Raw genomic sequence first — 13,723 nt, 5'->3', positions numbered from 1 at the left:
GTCACCGGCCGACCTGGTCGAGCCGCCCGGTCTCCAGGTGTGCGATGTCGCCGCCGCTGTCGAGGGCCGCATCCAGCAGCATGGCCAGCGACGTGCCGAGGACCGGGACGTCCGCGGGGTCGTCGGCGAGGGTGTTCAGCTCGTACCTGGTCGCACCCATGGCGATCCGGCCCGCGATCCAGTACGTGGTCATCGTCCGCTCGTCGAACGCCCAGGCGATGCTGCGGCCGTCGTCGAGGTCGAAGACCGTCTGCGCCCACAGGTTGCCGGGCAGGCGCAACACGTAGCAGGGCTCCTCCACCGGCACCAGCCGCCAGCGCCCGCCGAACAAACTCGCCGAGCCGATCTTGTGGTAGAGGGCCACCACTTCCTGGGGCGAGTCGTCGGGCAGCCCCAGGGACGGTCCGGTCTCGTGCCCGGCGACGAGCCGGTCGAGCACGTCGCCCATGTCGATCGGCGCGGGGGCCACGTACCAGCCGGCGACCGGCCGCAGCGCCCCGCCCGCGTCCTGGGCGACCCCGATCAGCCCGGCGTGCAGGGCCACCGCGACGTTCTCGCCGGCGGCCCGGTCGTTGAGGTTGACGACGACCCGCGACAGCGTGGCCGGCACGTCGGTGCTGGTGAGGCCCGGCGGCGTGTCAGGACCGGTGTCCCGCGGCTCGCCGATCGGGAGCTCCAGCATCGGGTTCGGCCGATCGGGCACGGCCCCGCCGTTGAGGTACGGGTAGAAGCGCGTGACCCAGCCCGTGACCACGTCTCCGCCGTAGGCGTCGGCCGGGCTGTAGATCCGCTGCCAGAACGCCACGTCCGGCGCGCCCTCGGCGGCGCACACGAACTGGTCGGCGATCGGCCGCAGCGACCGGCACCACTGTTCCAGCCCGAACTCCTCGATCGCGTCGACCCGCGCCCGGATGCGCCGCCAGTCCTCGACGGTGCCGGTGACGGTCACCGCAGGAATCCCGCAGAGGGCCGTGAGCCACAGCGAGAAGTACGGCGAGTAGGCGTCGAGGAGCACCACCCGCCCGGCCGTCCGCTCGATCTCGGTGCTGGTCGAGAAGTCGCACTCGAACAGCGCGGCGTCGTCGATCTCCCCGGCGAGCAGCTTCGCGAACACCTCGGCCGTCTCGGCCCACTCGTCGGCCGTCCCGGGTCGACGGTTCGCCACGACCTTGAGCGCCTTCTTCCCCGCGTGCCGGACCAGCCGGGGCCGCAGCTGCTCGGCGTTGAGCCGCACGTGCTGCGCTACGCCCTGCGCGATGGTCAGCCACACGGCATCGGGCGACAGCACGAGCGGCCGGTGCTCCGCGAAGGCCGTGGCGACGGCGCCGAGCAACGGATGCACCCGGTCGGGCTCGAGCACTTCGAGGCCGGGCTCGACGCCGACCGCGAGCGCCTCGGGAAACAGCGTGCCCGCCGGCCGGGTCGCCAGCCTGGTATCGGCCGGCGTGACGTCATCGACCGCAAAGGTGACCATGCCGAAGACCTTAACGGCGCCGGCAACCCCGTTACGGCGTCCGCGGCGGACCCGCCTCGCCGCTCCACCACGCGACCAGACGCTCGGCCATCGCGCCGGTGCCGTTGCGCGCGGGGTCCATGCCGAAGTGGCCGCGCAGCTCCGCGTCGAGCAGCGCCCGGACTCCGTCCGCGTCGGCGCCGCCCGCGAGGGTCTCCAGGAGCGGCGAGAGCATGCAGTCGTACTCGTCGGTGTTGGTGACCGGATCGGCAACGCCGATGAAGTCCCAGTCGTTGAGCAGCGAGCGCAGTTCGTCGGCCCGCTCGTACGGTGACATGGCCTCAGGATGGCACGTGGATCAGCCTGATCCTGCCGCGGCGGTCAGCCGCGGGAGGGCGGCGAGCGACAACCAGGTCACGGAAACCCCGGCCGCCACGTGGACCAGGCTCGTCCACGGCGTGTCGTCCAGCGGGGCCACGGCGGCGAGCAACGTGAGGGCAACGCCCGTCAGCGGCCGACCTGGTCGAGCCGCCCGGTTTCCAGGTGCGCGATGTCCCCGCCGCTGTCGAGGGCGGCGTCGAGCAGCATCGCGAGGGACGTGCCCAGCACCGGCACGTCAGCCGGATCGTCGGCCAGCCGGTCGCCGTCGAACTCGTCGACGCCCGGCCGGATGCGGCCCACGACCCAGTACGTGGTCCCGGTCTGGAAGTCGACGGCCGAGATGATGCTGCGCCCGTCGTCGAGGTGGAACAGCGGCTGCGACCACAGCCCGGCGACGTCGGCGAGGTACGGCCGCTCACGGGCCGGCACCAGCCGCCAACGCCCGCCGAACAGCGAGGCGGTACCGATGCGGTGATAGAGCGCGACCACCTCGGCGGGCGCGTCGTGGGGCAGCTCCTGGCGCGGGGTCGTCTCGTGGTCGGCCACGATCCGATCGATGACGTCGTCGATCTCGAGGACCGCGGGCGCCACGTACCACCCGGCGACCGGCCGCAGCCCGCCGTCGTCGTCCTGGGCCACCCCGATCAGCCCGGCGTGCAGCGCCACCCTCGTGTTCTCGCCGGCGGTCCGGTCGTTGAGGTTGACGTTGGCCCGGGAGAGCGTCGCGGGCACGACGTCGCTGCGGATGCCCGGCGCGCCCGCGCGGACGTTGCGCGGCTCGCCGATCGGCAGCTCCAGCATCGGGTTGGGCGTGTCGACGACCGACGCGCCGAGGTACGGGTAGAAGCGCGTCACCCAGCCCGTGACGACGTCCCCGCCGTACGCGTCGACCGGGCTGTAGATCCGCCGCCAGAACGCCGGGTCCGCATGGCCCCGCGCGGCGAGCACGAACTCGTCGGCGATCCCCCGCAGCGAGCGGCACCACAGCTTCAGCCCGAACGCCTCGACGACATCGATGCGCTCGCGGATGCGGGTCCAGTCGGCCACGGTACCGGTCAGCGTCACGGCCGGAATCCCGCAGACGCACGTGAGCCACAGCGAGAAGTACGGCGAGTACGCGTCGAGCAGCACCACCCGCCCGGCGGTCCGCTCGACCTCGGTGCTCGTGGAGAAGTCACACTCGAACAGCGCGGCGTCGTCGATCTCCCCGGCGAGCAGCTTGGCGAACGACTCGGCCACCGCCGCCCACTCGTCGGCGGTCCGGGGCCGCGCCTCGACCTCGACCGACAGCCGCCGCTTGCCCTCGTGCCGCACCAGCAGCGGCCGCAGCTCCTCGGCGTGCAACCGGATGTGCTGCGCGAGCCCCTGCGCGATCGTCAGCCACACGGCATCGGGCGACAGCACCAGCGGCCGATGCTGCGCGAACGCCCGGGCGACGGCACTGAGCAACGGATGCACCCCGTCGGGCTCGAGCACTTCGAGGCCGGGCTCGACGCCGACCGCGAGCGCCTCGGGAAACAGCGTGCCCGCCGGCCGGGTCGCAAGCCTGGCATCGGCCGGCGACACGTCATCGACCGCGAAGGTGACCATGCCGCGCACCCTATCGGCGTTGACAAGCCCCGCACCATGGGCACATGGCGAGCGGCGGCACGGACCTCGGCTGGTGGGGTCGGCACCCGTACTTCTACGTGACCTTCACGACGAGCATCGCCCTGGTGTACTGGGTGGCGCTCCTGCTCACCGCGCTCGCCGCCCCGTCGGCGCTGCTCGCGGTGGCCCTGTGCCCCGGCGTGGTCGGCGTCCCGATGACGTTCGCCTCGGTGTTCGCCTGGCACCACCTGCTCGTCGACCGCCACCGCGACGAGCGGCAGCGCTGGAACTGGGACCGCCCGGTCGTGGGCGTCGTGCGGGTCCTGCTGTGGGTCGGCTTCGCCGTCATGCTCGCGGTGACCGTGACCGCCGGCTGGGACGCGTGGCGCTTCGACCACCACGGCCGCATCGCCGAGGCCGTCGTGACCCGCGTCGAGACCAATGCCATCTTCCTGACCGTCGCCGACCGCGAGGCCGAGCTGTACCGCGGCCGCGGCGATCCCTGGCCCGCGCCGGGCGAGCGCCTGCAGGTGCTGCACATCCCCGGTACCGCCGACGTCGAGTTCGCGGGCCGCTGGCCGTACCGGGACACGCTGCCCGCCGTCCTGCTCACCGCGGTCCTCGGCGCCTTCGCGATCGCCCCCAACCCCGGGAAACGGCGGCGGCGTCCTGCCTGAACGGCGGAAGGCGCTCAACGTGTGACCGAACCCGCCGGGATGGTCTCCGGGCGGTGCACTAGCGGATTGTCCGCGCTCCTGGGCAGCATCGTGGCGTGCAACCTGCTCCGGCCGGCACCGCGCTCCCGCCACCCCGGAGCCGGGCCACCACGCTGCTCGCCTGCTTCGCCGTCGGCGGCATCCTGTTCGCGGCAACTATGGTGTTCCTCGCGTATCGCGGCGCCGGCGTGGAGGTCCCCGGCCTGTCGGCCGAGCCGCGAACCGTCGAGGCGGCCAGGACCGCGCTGCAGCATGCGATCGACAGAAGCGCGGCCGGCGATGCCGGCGGCGCTTGGGATCTGCTGTCGAAGCGTGGCCAAGCGGCGGTCAGCCGAGCCGACTACATCGCCTATGCCCAGGCCTGTCCAGGAATCCGCGGCCTCACCGGCGAGGTCACCGACGTTCGCCTCCTGACCTCCGACCGCGCCGTCGGAATTCTGAAGGTCCTCACCTTCGCGGTGCAGATGGTCGCGGTCTACGAGTCGGGGCACTGGAAGTGGGAGCCCGACGCTGAGCAGGTCGAACGGCGGTCGCGGCCGCTGGCCGAGCAGATCGCGGCCGCACACGCGGACGGTTCCTGCCAGCCAGGTACGTCGTAACGAGGCCTCATGAACCGGCAACGTCACCACGCCGGTCGCGGGCCGCAGACCACGCACCCTGCGCGCATGCGCCGTCAACCCGCGAGCAGTTGAATCCGCTCGACCGCCACCCATTCGGTGTGGTCGGTGAAGCCCAGGCGCAGATCCCGGCCCCGGACCAGGACCGTGCCGCAGCTTCCGTTGCCGCACCGGACGACCTCAAGGCCGATCTGATTCGAGATGCGCTTGCTTGCCTGCGTCGACTGGGCGTTCACCCGGCGACTGCACGACGGGCAGACATTCTTCTCCGGTACATCAGCCACCGATTGATGGTCGCCGTCTTCGACGCCGGAATGCGATCGTCTTTCGGCTGACCTTCCATCGACGAAGGCCGCGTCGTGGGGGTCGGGGGGCGGCTACTTGAGGGCTTCGAGCAGGGCGGGCGGCGCGGGCTGGGCGCCGGGCGGGGCGGTGATGGTCACGGGCTTGCCGAAGTCGGTGAAGCGCAGCGTCGTGTCGTACGCCGGCGACTGGATCGCCTGCGGCACGGTGATCAGAAGGGTGACGAGGTAGCCGTCGCCGACGGTGGCCTGGAAGGCGATCTGCTTGGCGGCGTCGCCGAGTTGTTGCATGGTGGCGCGGCCCGCGTCGGTCTTCGTCATGTCGAGGACGCCCTTGAAGTTGCCGGGTCCGGTCTTCTCGGCGCTGACCAGGCCCGCGGTCAGGGCGGACAGGTTGGCCGGGTCGTCGCCGTTGATGCCGAGCTTGGTCAGCGGGCCGGACTTCGCGCCGTCGACGTGGATCCAGGTGCCGGCGGCGAGGCCGGCGATCGGGGTGGCGGACTTGAGGTACAGGTCGGTGCCGATGCGGACCATCTCGAAGCCGTCCATGGCCGCGGTGCTGGCGTTGCGGGCCGCGTCGATCTTGCCGGTGACCTTGTTGTCGAGGCTGGCGGAGACGGACGTGGTCTCGGCCGTGTACGCGGACGTGGTGCCGGCCGTCTTCGCGGTCGCGGCCAGCAGCTCGGTCCGCGCGTCGGCGGGCGGCGGCGCGGCGGTCGTGGCGGTGGCCGCGGTCGGCGCGCCGGCCGGTTGGGCGACCGGCGTCTTCGGCTTGGCGCAGGCGGCGGTGGTCAGCACCGCGCACACCGCGAACCCGATCAGGACAGCACGACGTGAACCCATGCGGCGTTCCTCCCCGTATTCGATCGCCACCGGAGCGACGATCATAAATCAGACGGCGAGCCGGCGGGGAAGTGGCAGGGCCAGGAGGGCGGCGAGCAGGGCCAGCGCGGTGAGGATCAGGCCGATCTCGTGGAAGGCGGCGACCGCCCCCACCCGCACCGCCCGCGTCGCCAGCAGCGAGCCCAGCACCCCCACGCCCAGCGAGCCGCCCAGGCGCTGGGCGATGTTGAACAAGGTGTTGCCGTCGGCGAGTTGGGAGTCGGTCAGCGGCTCCAGCATCACCGACAGCAGCGGCGTGATGCCGAAGCCGATCGCCGCCGCGCGGCCCGAGAGGATCGCCGCCGTGGCCCACAGCGGGGTGGCCGGGGTGAGCAGCAGCAGGGCGCAGCTGGCCAGGGCGAGCAGGAGGAAGCCGGCGCAGACGAGGAGGCGTACGCCGTAGCGGTCGGCGAGCCGCGCGCCCGCCGCGGTGCCGAGGCCGGTGATGAGGCCCTGGGGAAGGAGCGCCAGGCCGGTGGCGAGGGCGGTGTGGTGCTGGACCGACTCGGTGAAGATCGGGAGCAGGAAGACCGCGGCGAACGCGACCACCGACGACACGACGCTCAGGACCAGGGCGAGGGCCGAGCGGCGGTGGCGGAGCAGGGCCAGGTCGACGGCGGGGGTGGCGGTGTGGCGGGCCCACAGGACGTACAGGAGCAGCGGCACGGCGCCGAGGACGACCGCGTGGGCGAGGGCGGCGACGAGGCCGGTGGCGAGCAGGAGCAGGCCAACGGGGTCGGGGCGGGCGGCGGGGGAGCCGGCCGGGGCGAGCTCGGGCGGCACGCGGCGCAGGCCCAGCAACGCCAGGAGACCGATCGGCAGGTTGACGAGGAAGATCCAGCGCCAGCCGCCGGCGGCGATCAGCAGGCCGCCCAGGGACGGGCCCAGGGCCGGGGCGAGGAAGAACAGCAGGCCGGCGGCGACCGGGATGCGGCGGGCGGCGCCCTGGCCGAGCAGGACGCTCATCGCGAGCGGGACCAGGGGAGCGCCGGCCAGGCCCTGCAGCGCGCGGGCGGCGACCAGGGCCCAGATTCCCGGGGCGGCCGCGCACAGGACGGAGGCGGCGACGAAGCCGGCCAAGGCCCAGGCGTAGACGCGCATGGTGCCGAAGCGGCGGGCCAGGTACGACGTGGCGGTCAGCCCGGCGGCCAGGGCGAGCAGGTAGCCGCTCACCACCCATTGCGTGTCGGCGAGGCCGGTGTGCAGTTCGGTGGCGATGTCGGGGGCGGCGACGTTGACGATCGACGAGTCGACCATCGTGAGCAGGGGCCCGGCGAGCAGGCCGAGCTGCATCAGGCCGGTGAGCTTCATGCCTCGGCCGCCAGGGTCGCGATCCAGGCCAGTTCGCGGTCGACGCGGTCGGTGAGCTCGGTCACGACCAGGCTGCCCCAGCGGTGGTCCCGGGACTTCTCGGCCAGGGCGCGCATGTGCCCGGCCTGCGTTTCCAGCGCCGTGGTACGCGCGGCCAGCACCCGCCGCCGCTCGTCCGTCGTGAGGTGCTCGAACTGGCCGAGACGGGTCAGGAACTCCGGCTCGTCGGCGGCCCGCTCGGCGGGCAGGTCGGCCAGCATGTCGTGCAGCAGTTCGCGGCCGAGGTCGGTGATGGCGTACACGTGCCGGGGCGGTTTGCCCTCATGCTGCTCGGCGGTGCGGGTGACGGCGCCGGACTCCTCGAAGCGGCGCAGGGCCGGGTAGAGCGTGTTGTTGTGCAGCGCGTACGCCGTGGTCGCGGACACGTTGCGCTTCAGCTCGTAGCCGTGGACGGGGCCGCGCTGCAGGTGGCTGAGGATCACGATGTCCATGTACATGCCGTCCAGGGTGACATAGGTACAACTGGACGAGCAAGCATCCGGGACAATGATCGGCATGGACGAGGTGCACGTCGTGGTCGCGCACTCGGAGCGCACGACCCTGCGCGTCGGGGACGTCTTCGTGAAGGTCGACGCCGACCCGGCGCGGCTGGAGGTCGAGGCGGCCGCGATGGCCCTCGCGCCGATTCCGACCCCGAAGCTGCTCTGGTACCAGCCGCCGGCCCTGGCCATCGCCCGCCTCCCCGGCCGGGCGCTCGGCAAGCTCGGGGAGCCCTCGACCGCCTCGTCCGCCGCGTGGGCCGCCGCCGGGGCCGTCGTGCGGGCGCTGCACGAGGCGCCGCTGCCGCCGTGGGAAGGGCCGGGCCGCGACGCGCTCGCCGCCGAGCTGGAGACCGAGTGCGCGCTGCTCGTCGCGAACGGCATCCTGCCCGCCGAGCTGGTCGAGCGGAACCGGCGGATCGCGGAGCGGGCGCTGCGGCCGTACGAGCCGGTGTTCGTCCACGGCGACCTGCAGCTCTCGCACGTGTTCGTGGACGGCGACGCGGTCACCGGGGTGCTCGACTGGTCCGAGGCGGCCCGGGGCGACGCGATGTTCGACCTGGCCACGCTCACGCTCGGGCACGAGGAGCACTTCGCTGCCGTCCTCGCCGGGTACGGCACCGAGGTGGACCTCGACGCGATCCGGGCCTGGTGGTCGCTGCGCAGCCTGTGCAACGTGCGCTGGCTCGCCGAGCACGGGTTCGACCCGGCCGAACCCGGCTGCGAGGTCGACGTGCTGAAGGCCCGGATGAAGGATTAGCGGTACCGCTCGACGCGCGCCCGCAGCCGCTCCTTGACCTGCGGCCACTCGGCGGCCGTGATCGAGTACATCGCCGAGTCGCGCAGCCTGCCGGTCTCGCCCGAGGCCCACGACTGCGACCAGTTGCGCAGCACGCCCTCGAAGGTGGCGCCGACCGCGGCGATCGCGGCGCGCGAGCGGGCGTTGCGGGCGTCGGTCTTGAGGTCGACCCGGGCCACGTGCCACGTCTCGAAGGCGTGCGTGAACAGCAGCAGCTTCGCCTCCGCGTTGATGCCGGTGCCCTGGGCCGCCGGGCCGAGCCAGGTGAAGCCGACCTCGACCGCGTAGGGGTCCGACGTTCCGGGCAGGAAGCGCGGGTCCCAGAACGACGTGCCGCCGACGGCCTTGCCGGACGCGCGGGAGATCTGGGCGTACGACATCATCCGCCCGGCGTCCATCCGCGCCCGCATGTCGGCGTAGTAGGCCGGCAGTTCCTCGGGGCGCGGCACCCACGTCCAGCCGAAGGAGTCGCGGTCGCCGCCGCCGGCCTCGGCCAGGTCGGCGGCGTGCCGGTCGTCGAGCGGTTCGAGGAGGACGAGGCGGCCCTCGAGGGCCGGCGCAACAAGTCGAAACGTCACCGGGCGATTGTGGCGTTGACAATAGGCAGGCAAACACCTGCATAATGGGGGCCATGGAGCTCGTGTTCAAGGCGCTCGCCGACGAGACCCGGCGCACCGTGCTCGACCGGCTCCGCGCGCGCAACGGCCAGACGCTGCGGGAGCTGTGCGACGAGCTCGGCATGGCCCGGCAGTCGGCCACCCAACACATCGACATCCTCGTGCGGGCCAACCTCGTCACCGTCGTGCGGCGGGGGCGGGAACGGCTGCACTACCTGAACCCGGCCCCGATCCACGACATCGAGGAGCGCTGGATCTCGGGGTTCGACCAGCCGCGCCTGCGGGCGCTCGGCGCGATCCGGCGCCAAGCCGAGGAGGAGTTCGCCATGACGACGACAATCCCGACCTATGTGTACGTCACCTACATCCACGCCACCGCCGAGCAGGTGTGGCGGGCGCTGACCGACGCCGACCTCTCCGCCCGGTACTGGGGCCACCCCGCGGTCTCCGACTGGGAGCCCGGCGCGCCGTGGGAGCTGCGCCGCCCCGACGGCAGCGGCACCGCGGTCACCGGCACGGTGCTCACGACCGAGCCGCCGACCCGCCTGGTGATGACCTTCGAGGACTCGCCGGACGAGGAGCGGGAGCCCTCGACCGTGACCTTCCTCATCGAGCCGCACGAGTCGATCGTCCGGCTGACCGTCACGCACGAGCGGCTGGCGAACGTGGACCAGTACCAGGGGATCGCGGCGGGCTGGCCGGCGGTGCTGGCGAACCTCAAGTCGCTGCTGGAGACCGGCGACGTGCTGCCGGCGGCGCCGTGGGCGATGGGCCGGGCCCATGGCTGAGCGCTTCGACGCCACCGGGCTGCGGCAGGCCTTCGCCGCGCTGCTGAGGACCGAGCCGCGCCCCGAGCCGCCGCCGGGGGAGTGGGACACCGGGCAGATCCTGGCCCACGTGTCGCTGGTGACGGCGGCGACGATCACGGCCGTGAACGGGGCCGCTTCGGGTGCGATCGCGACCTACGACAACCGCCTCGCCCAGGACCCGTGGACCCTCGCCCGCGTCGCCGGGCTGGCCGGCGGCCCCGACGGGCTGCGCGCGCGGATCGCGGCCCAGGGCGAGGCGCTGTGCCTGCTCGCGGAGGGGCTCAGCGGGGCCGAGCTGGCTTCGACGGTACCGTCGCTGCTCCTGTCCAACGGCCAGTGCCTCGTCGACGCGTCGATGTCGATCGCGGACATCCTCGGCGGCCTGGCCACGGCCGAACTGCCGGGGCATGCCAATCAGCTCTGAGACTATTGCCAGTGGGTATACTCACCGGGAATAGTGAGGGCCGTGACGATCGCCTATGCGCTGCTGGGACTGCTCGAGGCCACGAGCCGGCACGGCTACGACCTCAAGCAGTCCTACGACCGGCGCTTCGGCGGGGCCCGGCCGGTGCGCTTCGGGCAGGTCTACCGCACCCTCGCCCAGCTGGAGCGGGACGGGCGGGTCACGGTGCTCGGCGTCGAGGCGGGCGGCGGGCCGGACCGCCGCCGGTACGCGATCACCCCGGAGGGCGTCACCGGGCTCGGCGCCTGGCTCGCCGAGCCCGAGGACCCGCAGCCGCAGCTGCAGACCGTCCTGTTCACCAAGGTCACCCTCGCGCTCATGTCCGGGCGGCCCGCCGCGGCGTACCTCGACGCCCAGCGCGCCCGCCACCTCGCCGTGATGCAGGAACTCACCGCCGCCCGCCGCGCGGCCGCGTCCGCCGCCAAGCACGGCATCGACGCCATGCTCATCGACTACCAGCTCTTCCACATCGAGGCGGACCTGCGCTGGCTGGACCACGCCGAGTCGCGCCTGCCGACGCTGGCCGAGGAGTGCCGCGATGACCCCGATCCTCGCCGGGCATGACCTGCACAAGTCCTACGGGCTGACCCCGGCCCTGCGCGGCGCCGCCGTCGAGGTGGCGGCGGGCGAGATCCTGGCCGTGATGGGCCCCAGCGGCTCGGGGAAGTCGACGCTGCTGCACTGCCTGGCCGGGGTCCTCGCGCCCGACCGCGGCCAGGTGTACTTCGCCGGCGCCCGCCTCGACCGCCTCCCCGACCGGCGCCGGGTCGAGCTGCGGCGCACCGCGTTCGGGCTGGTGTACCAGTTCGGGCAGCTCGTGCCGGAGCTGCCGGTGGTCGAGAACGTCGCCCTGCCGCTGCTGCTGGCCGGCCGCCCCTGGGGCGCCGCGGTCACCGAGGCCCGCGGCTGGCTCGCCCGGCTCGGCCTGGCCGGGCTCGACGAGCGGCGGCCCGCCGAGCTCTCCGGCGGCCAGGCTCAGCGGGTCGCGCTCGCCCGGGCCCTCGTCGCCCGGCCGAAGATCGTGTTCGCCGACGAGCCGACCGGCGCCCTGGACTCGGCCGGCGCCGACGACGTCATGGAGATCCTCGTCGCGGCGGCCCGGGACCTCGGCACCGCGGTCCTGATCGTCACCCACGAGTCCCGGGTCGCCGGGTTCGCCGACCGGGTGGTTCTGCTGCGCGACGGCGACGTCCGGTGAACGCCCTGCTCCGCCTCGCCCTGCGGCTGGCCGTCGGCCGCGACGGTCGCGCCCGCACCGTCCTCACGGCCGTCGGCACCGGGCTCGGCCTGGCCCTGCTGCTGCTCAGCCTCACCGCCCCGGCCGCCCTCGCCGGCCGCTACGCCCGCGTCGACTGGCACGACGCCGCCTACTCCGCGCTGAGCCCCGACACCGGCGACGGCCCGGTCGCCGACACCGCCGACGGCGCCCTGTTCCTCGCCGTCACCGACTACAACAACGGCAACCGCATGACCCGGGTGTACTACGCGGCGCTCGGCCCCGACGCGCCCGTCCCGCCCGGCCTCGACCACGCGCCGGCGCCCGGCGAGGTCGCCGTGTCCCCGGCCCTGCGGCGCCTGCTCGCCGCGACCGCCGACGACGAGCTCGACGACCGTTTCCCGGGCCGGGTCACCATGACGATCGGGCCCGCCGGCCTCGCCCACGACCGCGAGCTCGTCGGGGTCATCGGCCGTACCCCGGAACAGCTCGAACACGTCCGCTCGGTCGGCCGCGTGCACGGCTTCACCGGCGTGCGGCCGACCGCCTGGGCCATCACCGCCGCCCTGTCCGGGTTCGTGCTCGCCGGCGCCCTGCTGGTGCTGATCCCGATCGTGCTGCTGGTCGCCACGGTGGCCCGGGTCGACTGGCGCCGCCGGGAGGCCCGGTTCGCCGCCCTCCGGCTCGCCGGCGCCACCCGGGGCCAGGTCGCGGTCCTCGCCGCCGGGGAGGCCGGGGTCGGCGCCGCGGCCGGGACGGTGCTCGGCTGGCTGCTGTACGAGGCGGGCCGGCGGGTCCTCGCCGCGACCGTGGTGTTCCAGGGCGGGCACTTCTGGCTCGACGACGTCGCCGTGCCGGGCCGGTGGCTGGCGGGTGCGCTGCTCGCGGTACCGGCGCTGGCGCTGCTGACGTGCCTGCTGTCGCTGGGCCGGATGCGGGCGCACCGGCCCTCGCCGCGGCTGGGCGGGTTCGTGGGGCGGTGGCTGCGGCGGCTGCCCGTGGGGGTGGGCGTCGTGCTGGCCGCGCGCCGGATCGCCCACGACCCGCGCTCGGCGTTCTCCCCGGCGGTGGTGGCCGGGCTGGCCGCCGGCGGGCTCGCGTTCCTGGCGTCCCTGGCCCCGGTCGCGCCGGCCGCCCCATCCGGCGTCGTCACGATCGACACGGGCGGGGTGGCCCCCTCGGTCATCGAGCAGCTGCGCGGCCCCGGCGTGATCGTCAAGGGCAACCTCGTGATGGTACCGACGGACGGTTCGCTCGCCGCCGAGAACCGCGTCCGCACCCGGGTGGCGAACCTCGTGCCCAACGCGATCATCAACAGCGGCCGCGACCCGATCGACCACCACCTGGAGACGTTCCTGGCCGACCTGGACCGGCTGGCCGCCGTGGCCGCCGCGTTCGTGCTGGTCATCGGGGCGTTCGGGGTGGCCGCGGGCACCGCCGGGGCGCTGCTGGACCGCCGCCGGCCGGTCACGCTGCTGCGCGCCGCCGGGGTGCGCTGGGGCGAGGTGCGCCGCGCGGTGCTGCTGGAGACGGCGGCCACCATGACCGTGGCGTCGGCCGCCGGGGTCGCGCTGGGCCTGCTGGTCGCGCAGGTGTCCGGCCCCGCGCGGCAGTGGCCCGGGATCGGCCTCTACGCGACCGTCGCCGCCGGGATCGTCGCGGCCGTGCTCTGCACCGCGCTGACGCTGCCGCTGCTGCGGCGCAGCACCCGGCCGGAGCGCGCGCGGTTCGCGTGAAGGGTCACTGCTCCACCACGGTGCCGTGTTCGTCGACGACCTTCGTCTGCCAGTAGCGGTACCACTCGTCGTCGATGTAGACGGGTTCCTGGCCGGCCGGGTAGCGCACGTAGCCCGACGGCGGCTGCTGGTCCTTCGGCACGCACGCGGCGCCTGTCCGGTTCCCGACCGCCTTGACCGGGTACTCCTGCGAGCGGCAGACCCGCTCGCGGGTGTTACAGCCGGTCACGGGCAGGAGCGTGAGGGCGAGCACGGCCACGGCGGAACGGATGCGGACGCGGTGCATCCCACT

Annotated in this window: 17 protein-coding genes; 8 read left to right on the top strand and 9 right to left on the bottom strand. The window is 73.7% G+C overall.

Annotation, left to right across the window (positions count from 1 at the left end; genetic code table 11):
- Nucleotide 1 precedes the first annotated feature (1 nt).
- The 3 genes from ACQP00_RS27570 to ACQP00_RS27560 all read right to left on the bottom strand — a co-directional run bounded on the left by ACQP00_RS27570 (nucleotide 2) and on the right by ACQP00_RS27560 (nucleotide 3,424).
- Nucleotides 2-1,474, bottom strand: a complete 1,473-nt coding sequence (locus ACQP00_RS27570; protein ID WP_433199766.1) for a DUF4419 domain-containing protein — start codon at nucleotides 1,472-1,474, stop codon at nucleotides 2-4.
- A gap of 31 nt (nucleotides 1,475-1,505) precedes the next feature.
- A complete protein-coding gene (locus ACQP00_RS27565; RefSeq protein WP_433199763.1) occupies nucleotides 1,506-1,790 on the bottom strand; it encodes a hypothetical protein in 285 nt (94 codons plus the stop codon).
- A gap of 170 nt (nucleotides 1,791-1,960) precedes the next feature.
- Nucleotides 1,961-3,424 carry a DUF4419 domain-containing protein gene (locus ACQP00_RS27560; RefSeq protein WP_433199760.1) on the bottom strand — a complete coding sequence of 488 codons (1,464 nt, stop codon included), beginning with the start codon at nucleotides 3,422-3,424 and terminating at the stop codon, nucleotides 1,961-1,963.
- Between the two features lie 44 nt (nucleotides 3,425-3,468).
- On the opposite strand from ACQP00_RS27560, the gene ACQP00_RS27555 reads away from it, so the two are divergent.
- Together ACQP00_RS27555 and ACQP00_RS27550 are read left to right on the top strand one after the other, a co-directional pair.
- Nucleotides 3,469-4,101 carry a hypothetical protein gene (locus ACQP00_RS27555; protein WP_433199757.1) on the top strand — a complete coding sequence of 211 codons (633 nt, stop codon included), beginning with the start codon at nucleotides 3,469-3,471 and terminating at the stop codon, nucleotides 4,099-4,101.
- Between the two features lie 197 nt (nucleotides 4,102-4,298).
- Nucleotides 4,299-4,739, top strand: coding sequence for a hypothetical protein (locus ACQP00_RS27550; protein WP_433199754.1), 441 nt, complete (start codon nucleotides 4,299-4,301; stop codon nucleotides 4,737-4,739).
- Nucleotides 4,740-4,813: 74 nt separating this feature from the next.
- Here ACQP00_RS27550 and ACQP00_RS27545 read toward each other — a convergent pair whose 3' ends face one another.
- The 4 genes from ACQP00_RS27545 to ACQP00_RS27530 all read right to left on the bottom strand — a co-directional run bounded on the left by ACQP00_RS27545 (nucleotide 4,814) and on the right by ACQP00_RS27530 (nucleotide 7,749).
- On the bottom strand, nucleotides 4,814-5,041 hold the full coding sequence (locus ACQP00_RS27545) for a hypothetical protein (protein ID WP_433199751.1): 228 nt from the start codon (nucleotides 5,039-5,041) through the stop codon (nucleotides 4,814-4,816).
- Between the two features lie 93 nt (nucleotides 5,042-5,134).
- The gene (locus ACQP00_RS27540) at nucleotides 5,135-5,902 is read right to left on the bottom strand and encodes a hypothetical protein (protein WP_433199748.1); all 768 of its coding nucleotides are present in this window, start codon (nucleotides 5,900-5,902) and stop codon (nucleotides 5,135-5,137) included.
- 48 nt (nucleotides 5,903-5,950) lie between these two features.
- Nucleotides 5,951-7,252 carry an MFS transporter gene (locus ACQP00_RS27535; RefSeq protein ID WP_433199745.1) on the bottom strand — a complete coding sequence of 434 codons (1,302 nt, stop codon included), beginning with the start codon at nucleotides 7,250-7,252 and terminating at the stop codon, nucleotides 5,951-5,953.
- A complete protein-coding gene (locus ACQP00_RS27530; protein ID WP_433199742.1) occupies nucleotides 7,249-7,749 on the bottom strand; it encodes a PadR family transcriptional regulator in 501 nt (166 codons plus the stop codon). The genes ACQP00_RS27535 and ACQP00_RS27530 overlap by 4 nt, the downstream gene beginning before the upstream one ends.
- 58 nt (nucleotides 7,750-7,807) lie before the next feature.
- Between ACQP00_RS27530 and ACQP00_RS27525 the strand changes: the two genes are divergently transcribed.
- On the top strand, nucleotides 7,808-8,551 hold the full coding sequence (locus ACQP00_RS27525) for a phosphotransferase family protein (RefSeq protein ID WP_433199739.1): 744 nt from the start codon (nucleotides 7,808-7,810) through the stop codon (nucleotides 8,549-8,551).
- Here ACQP00_RS27525 and ACQP00_RS27520 read toward each other — a convergent pair.
- Entirely contained in the window at nucleotides 8,548-9,168 is a 621-nt protein-coding gene (locus ACQP00_RS27520; protein WP_433199737.1) for a GNAT family N-acetyltransferase, read from the bottom strand. The two genes, ACQP00_RS27525 and ACQP00_RS27520, sit on opposite strands and share 4 nt — an antisense overlap.
- A gap of 53 nt (nucleotides 9,169-9,221) precedes the next feature.
- On the opposite strand from ACQP00_RS27520, the gene ACQP00_RS27515 reads away from it, so the two are divergent.
- The 5 genes from ACQP00_RS27515 to ACQP00_RS27495 are packed head-to-tail and all read left to right on the top strand — an operon-like array spanning nucleotide 9,222 to nucleotide 13,431.
- Entirely contained in the window at nucleotides 9,222-9,995 is a 774-nt protein-coding gene (locus ACQP00_RS27515) for an ArsR/SmtB family transcription factor (protein WP_433199734.1), read from the top strand.
- A complete protein-coding gene (locus ACQP00_RS27510) occupies nucleotides 9,988-10,440 on the top strand; it encodes a hypothetical protein (protein ID WP_433199731.1) in 453 nt (150 codons plus the stop codon). The genes ACQP00_RS27515 and ACQP00_RS27510 overlap by 8 nt, the downstream gene beginning before the upstream one ends.
- Nucleotides 10,441-10,482: 42 nt before the next feature.
- Complete coding sequence (locus ACQP00_RS27505) at nucleotides 10,483-11,043, top strand: PadR family transcriptional regulator (RefSeq protein ID WP_433199728.1); 561 nt, start codon at nucleotides 10,483-10,485, stop codon at nucleotides 11,041-11,043.
- On the top strand, nucleotides 11,018-11,677 hold the full coding sequence (locus tag ACQP00_RS27500) for an ABC transporter ATP-binding protein (RefSeq protein WP_433199725.1): 660 nt from the start codon (nucleotides 11,018-11,020) through the stop codon (nucleotides 11,675-11,677). The genes ACQP00_RS27505 and ACQP00_RS27500 overlap by 26 nt, the downstream gene beginning before the upstream one ends.
- A complete protein-coding gene (locus tag ACQP00_RS27495) occupies nucleotides 11,674-13,431 on the top strand; it encodes an FtsX-like permease family protein (RefSeq protein ID WP_433199722.1) in 1,758 nt (585 codons plus the stop codon). The genes ACQP00_RS27500 and ACQP00_RS27495 overlap by 4 nt, the downstream gene beginning before the upstream one ends.
- 4 nt (nucleotides 13,432-13,435) lie before the next feature.
- Here the strand turns inward: ACQP00_RS27495 and ACQP00_RS27490 are convergent, their stop codons facing one another.
- Complete coding sequence (locus ACQP00_RS27490) at nucleotides 13,436-13,717, bottom strand: SCO0607 family lipoprotein (protein ID WP_433199719.1); 282 nt, start codon at nucleotides 13,715-13,717, stop codon at nucleotides 13,436-13,438.
- Nucleotides 13,718-13,723 lie beyond the last annotated feature (6 nt).

The organism is Dactylosporangium sp. CS-047395, assembly GCF_050942185.1.
Taxonomy (GTDB): Bacteria; Actinomycetota; Actinomycetes; order Mycobacteriales; family Micromonosporaceae; genus Dactylosporangium.
The sequence above is the reverse complement of the archived record's forward strand: the minus strand, read 5'-3'. Positions and strand labels throughout refer to the sequence as shown.

Excerpts from the sequence above, each read along its gene's own strand:
- ACQP00_RS27510 (WP_433199731.1), top strand. The coding sequence starts at position 9,988 with ATGGCTGAGCGCTTCGACGCCACCGGGCTGCGGCAGGCCTTCGCCGCG.
- ACQP00_RS27550 (WP_433199754.1), top strand. The coding sequence starts at position 4,299 with ATGGTGTTCCTCGCGTATCGCGGCGCCGGCGTGGAGGTCCCCGGCCTG.
- ACQP00_RS27560 (WP_433199760.1), bottom strand. The coding sequence starts at position 3,424 with ATGGTCACCTTCGCGGTCGATGACGTGTCGCCGGCCGATGCCAGGCTT.
- ACQP00_RS27535 (WP_433199745.1), bottom strand. The coding sequence starts at position 7,252 with ATGAAGCTCACCGGCCTGATGCAGCTCGGCCTGCTCGCCGGGCCCCTG.
- ACQP00_RS27530 (WP_433199742.1), bottom strand. The coding sequence starts at position 7,749 with ATGTACATGGACATCGTGATCCTCAGCCACCTGCAGCGCGGCCCCGTC.
- ACQP00_RS27565 (WP_433199763.1), bottom strand. The coding sequence starts at position 1,790 with ATGTCACCGTACGAGCGGGCCGACGAACTGCGCTCGCTGCTCAACGAC.
- ACQP00_RS27515 (WP_433199734.1), top strand. The coding sequence starts at position 9,222 with ATGGAGCTCGTGTTCAAGGCGCTCGCCGACGAGACCCGGCGCACCGTG.
- ACQP00_RS27490 (WP_433199719.1), bottom strand. The coding sequence starts at position 13,717 with ATGCACCGCGTCCGCATCCGTTCCGCCGTGGCCGTGCTCGCCCTCACG.
- ACQP00_RS27540 (WP_433199748.1), bottom strand. The coding sequence starts at position 5,902 with ATGGGTTCACGTCGTGCTGTCCTGATCGGGTTCGCGGTGTGCGCGGTG.
- ACQP00_RS27500 (WP_433199725.1), top strand. The coding sequence starts at position 11,018 with ATGACCCCGATCCTCGCCGGGCATGACCTGCACAAGTCCTACGGGCTG.
- ACQP00_RS27525 (WP_433199739.1), top strand. The coding sequence starts at position 7,808 with ATGGACGAGGTGCACGTCGTGGTCGCGCACTCGGAGCGCACGACCCTG.
- ACQP00_RS27570 (WP_433199766.1), bottom strand. The coding sequence starts at position 1,474 with ATGGTCACCTTTGCGGTCGATGACGTCACGCCGGCCGATACCAGGCTG.
- ACQP00_RS27555 (WP_433199757.1), top strand. The coding sequence starts at position 3,469 with ATGGCGAGCGGCGGCACGGACCTCGGCTGGTGGGGTCGGCACCCGTAC.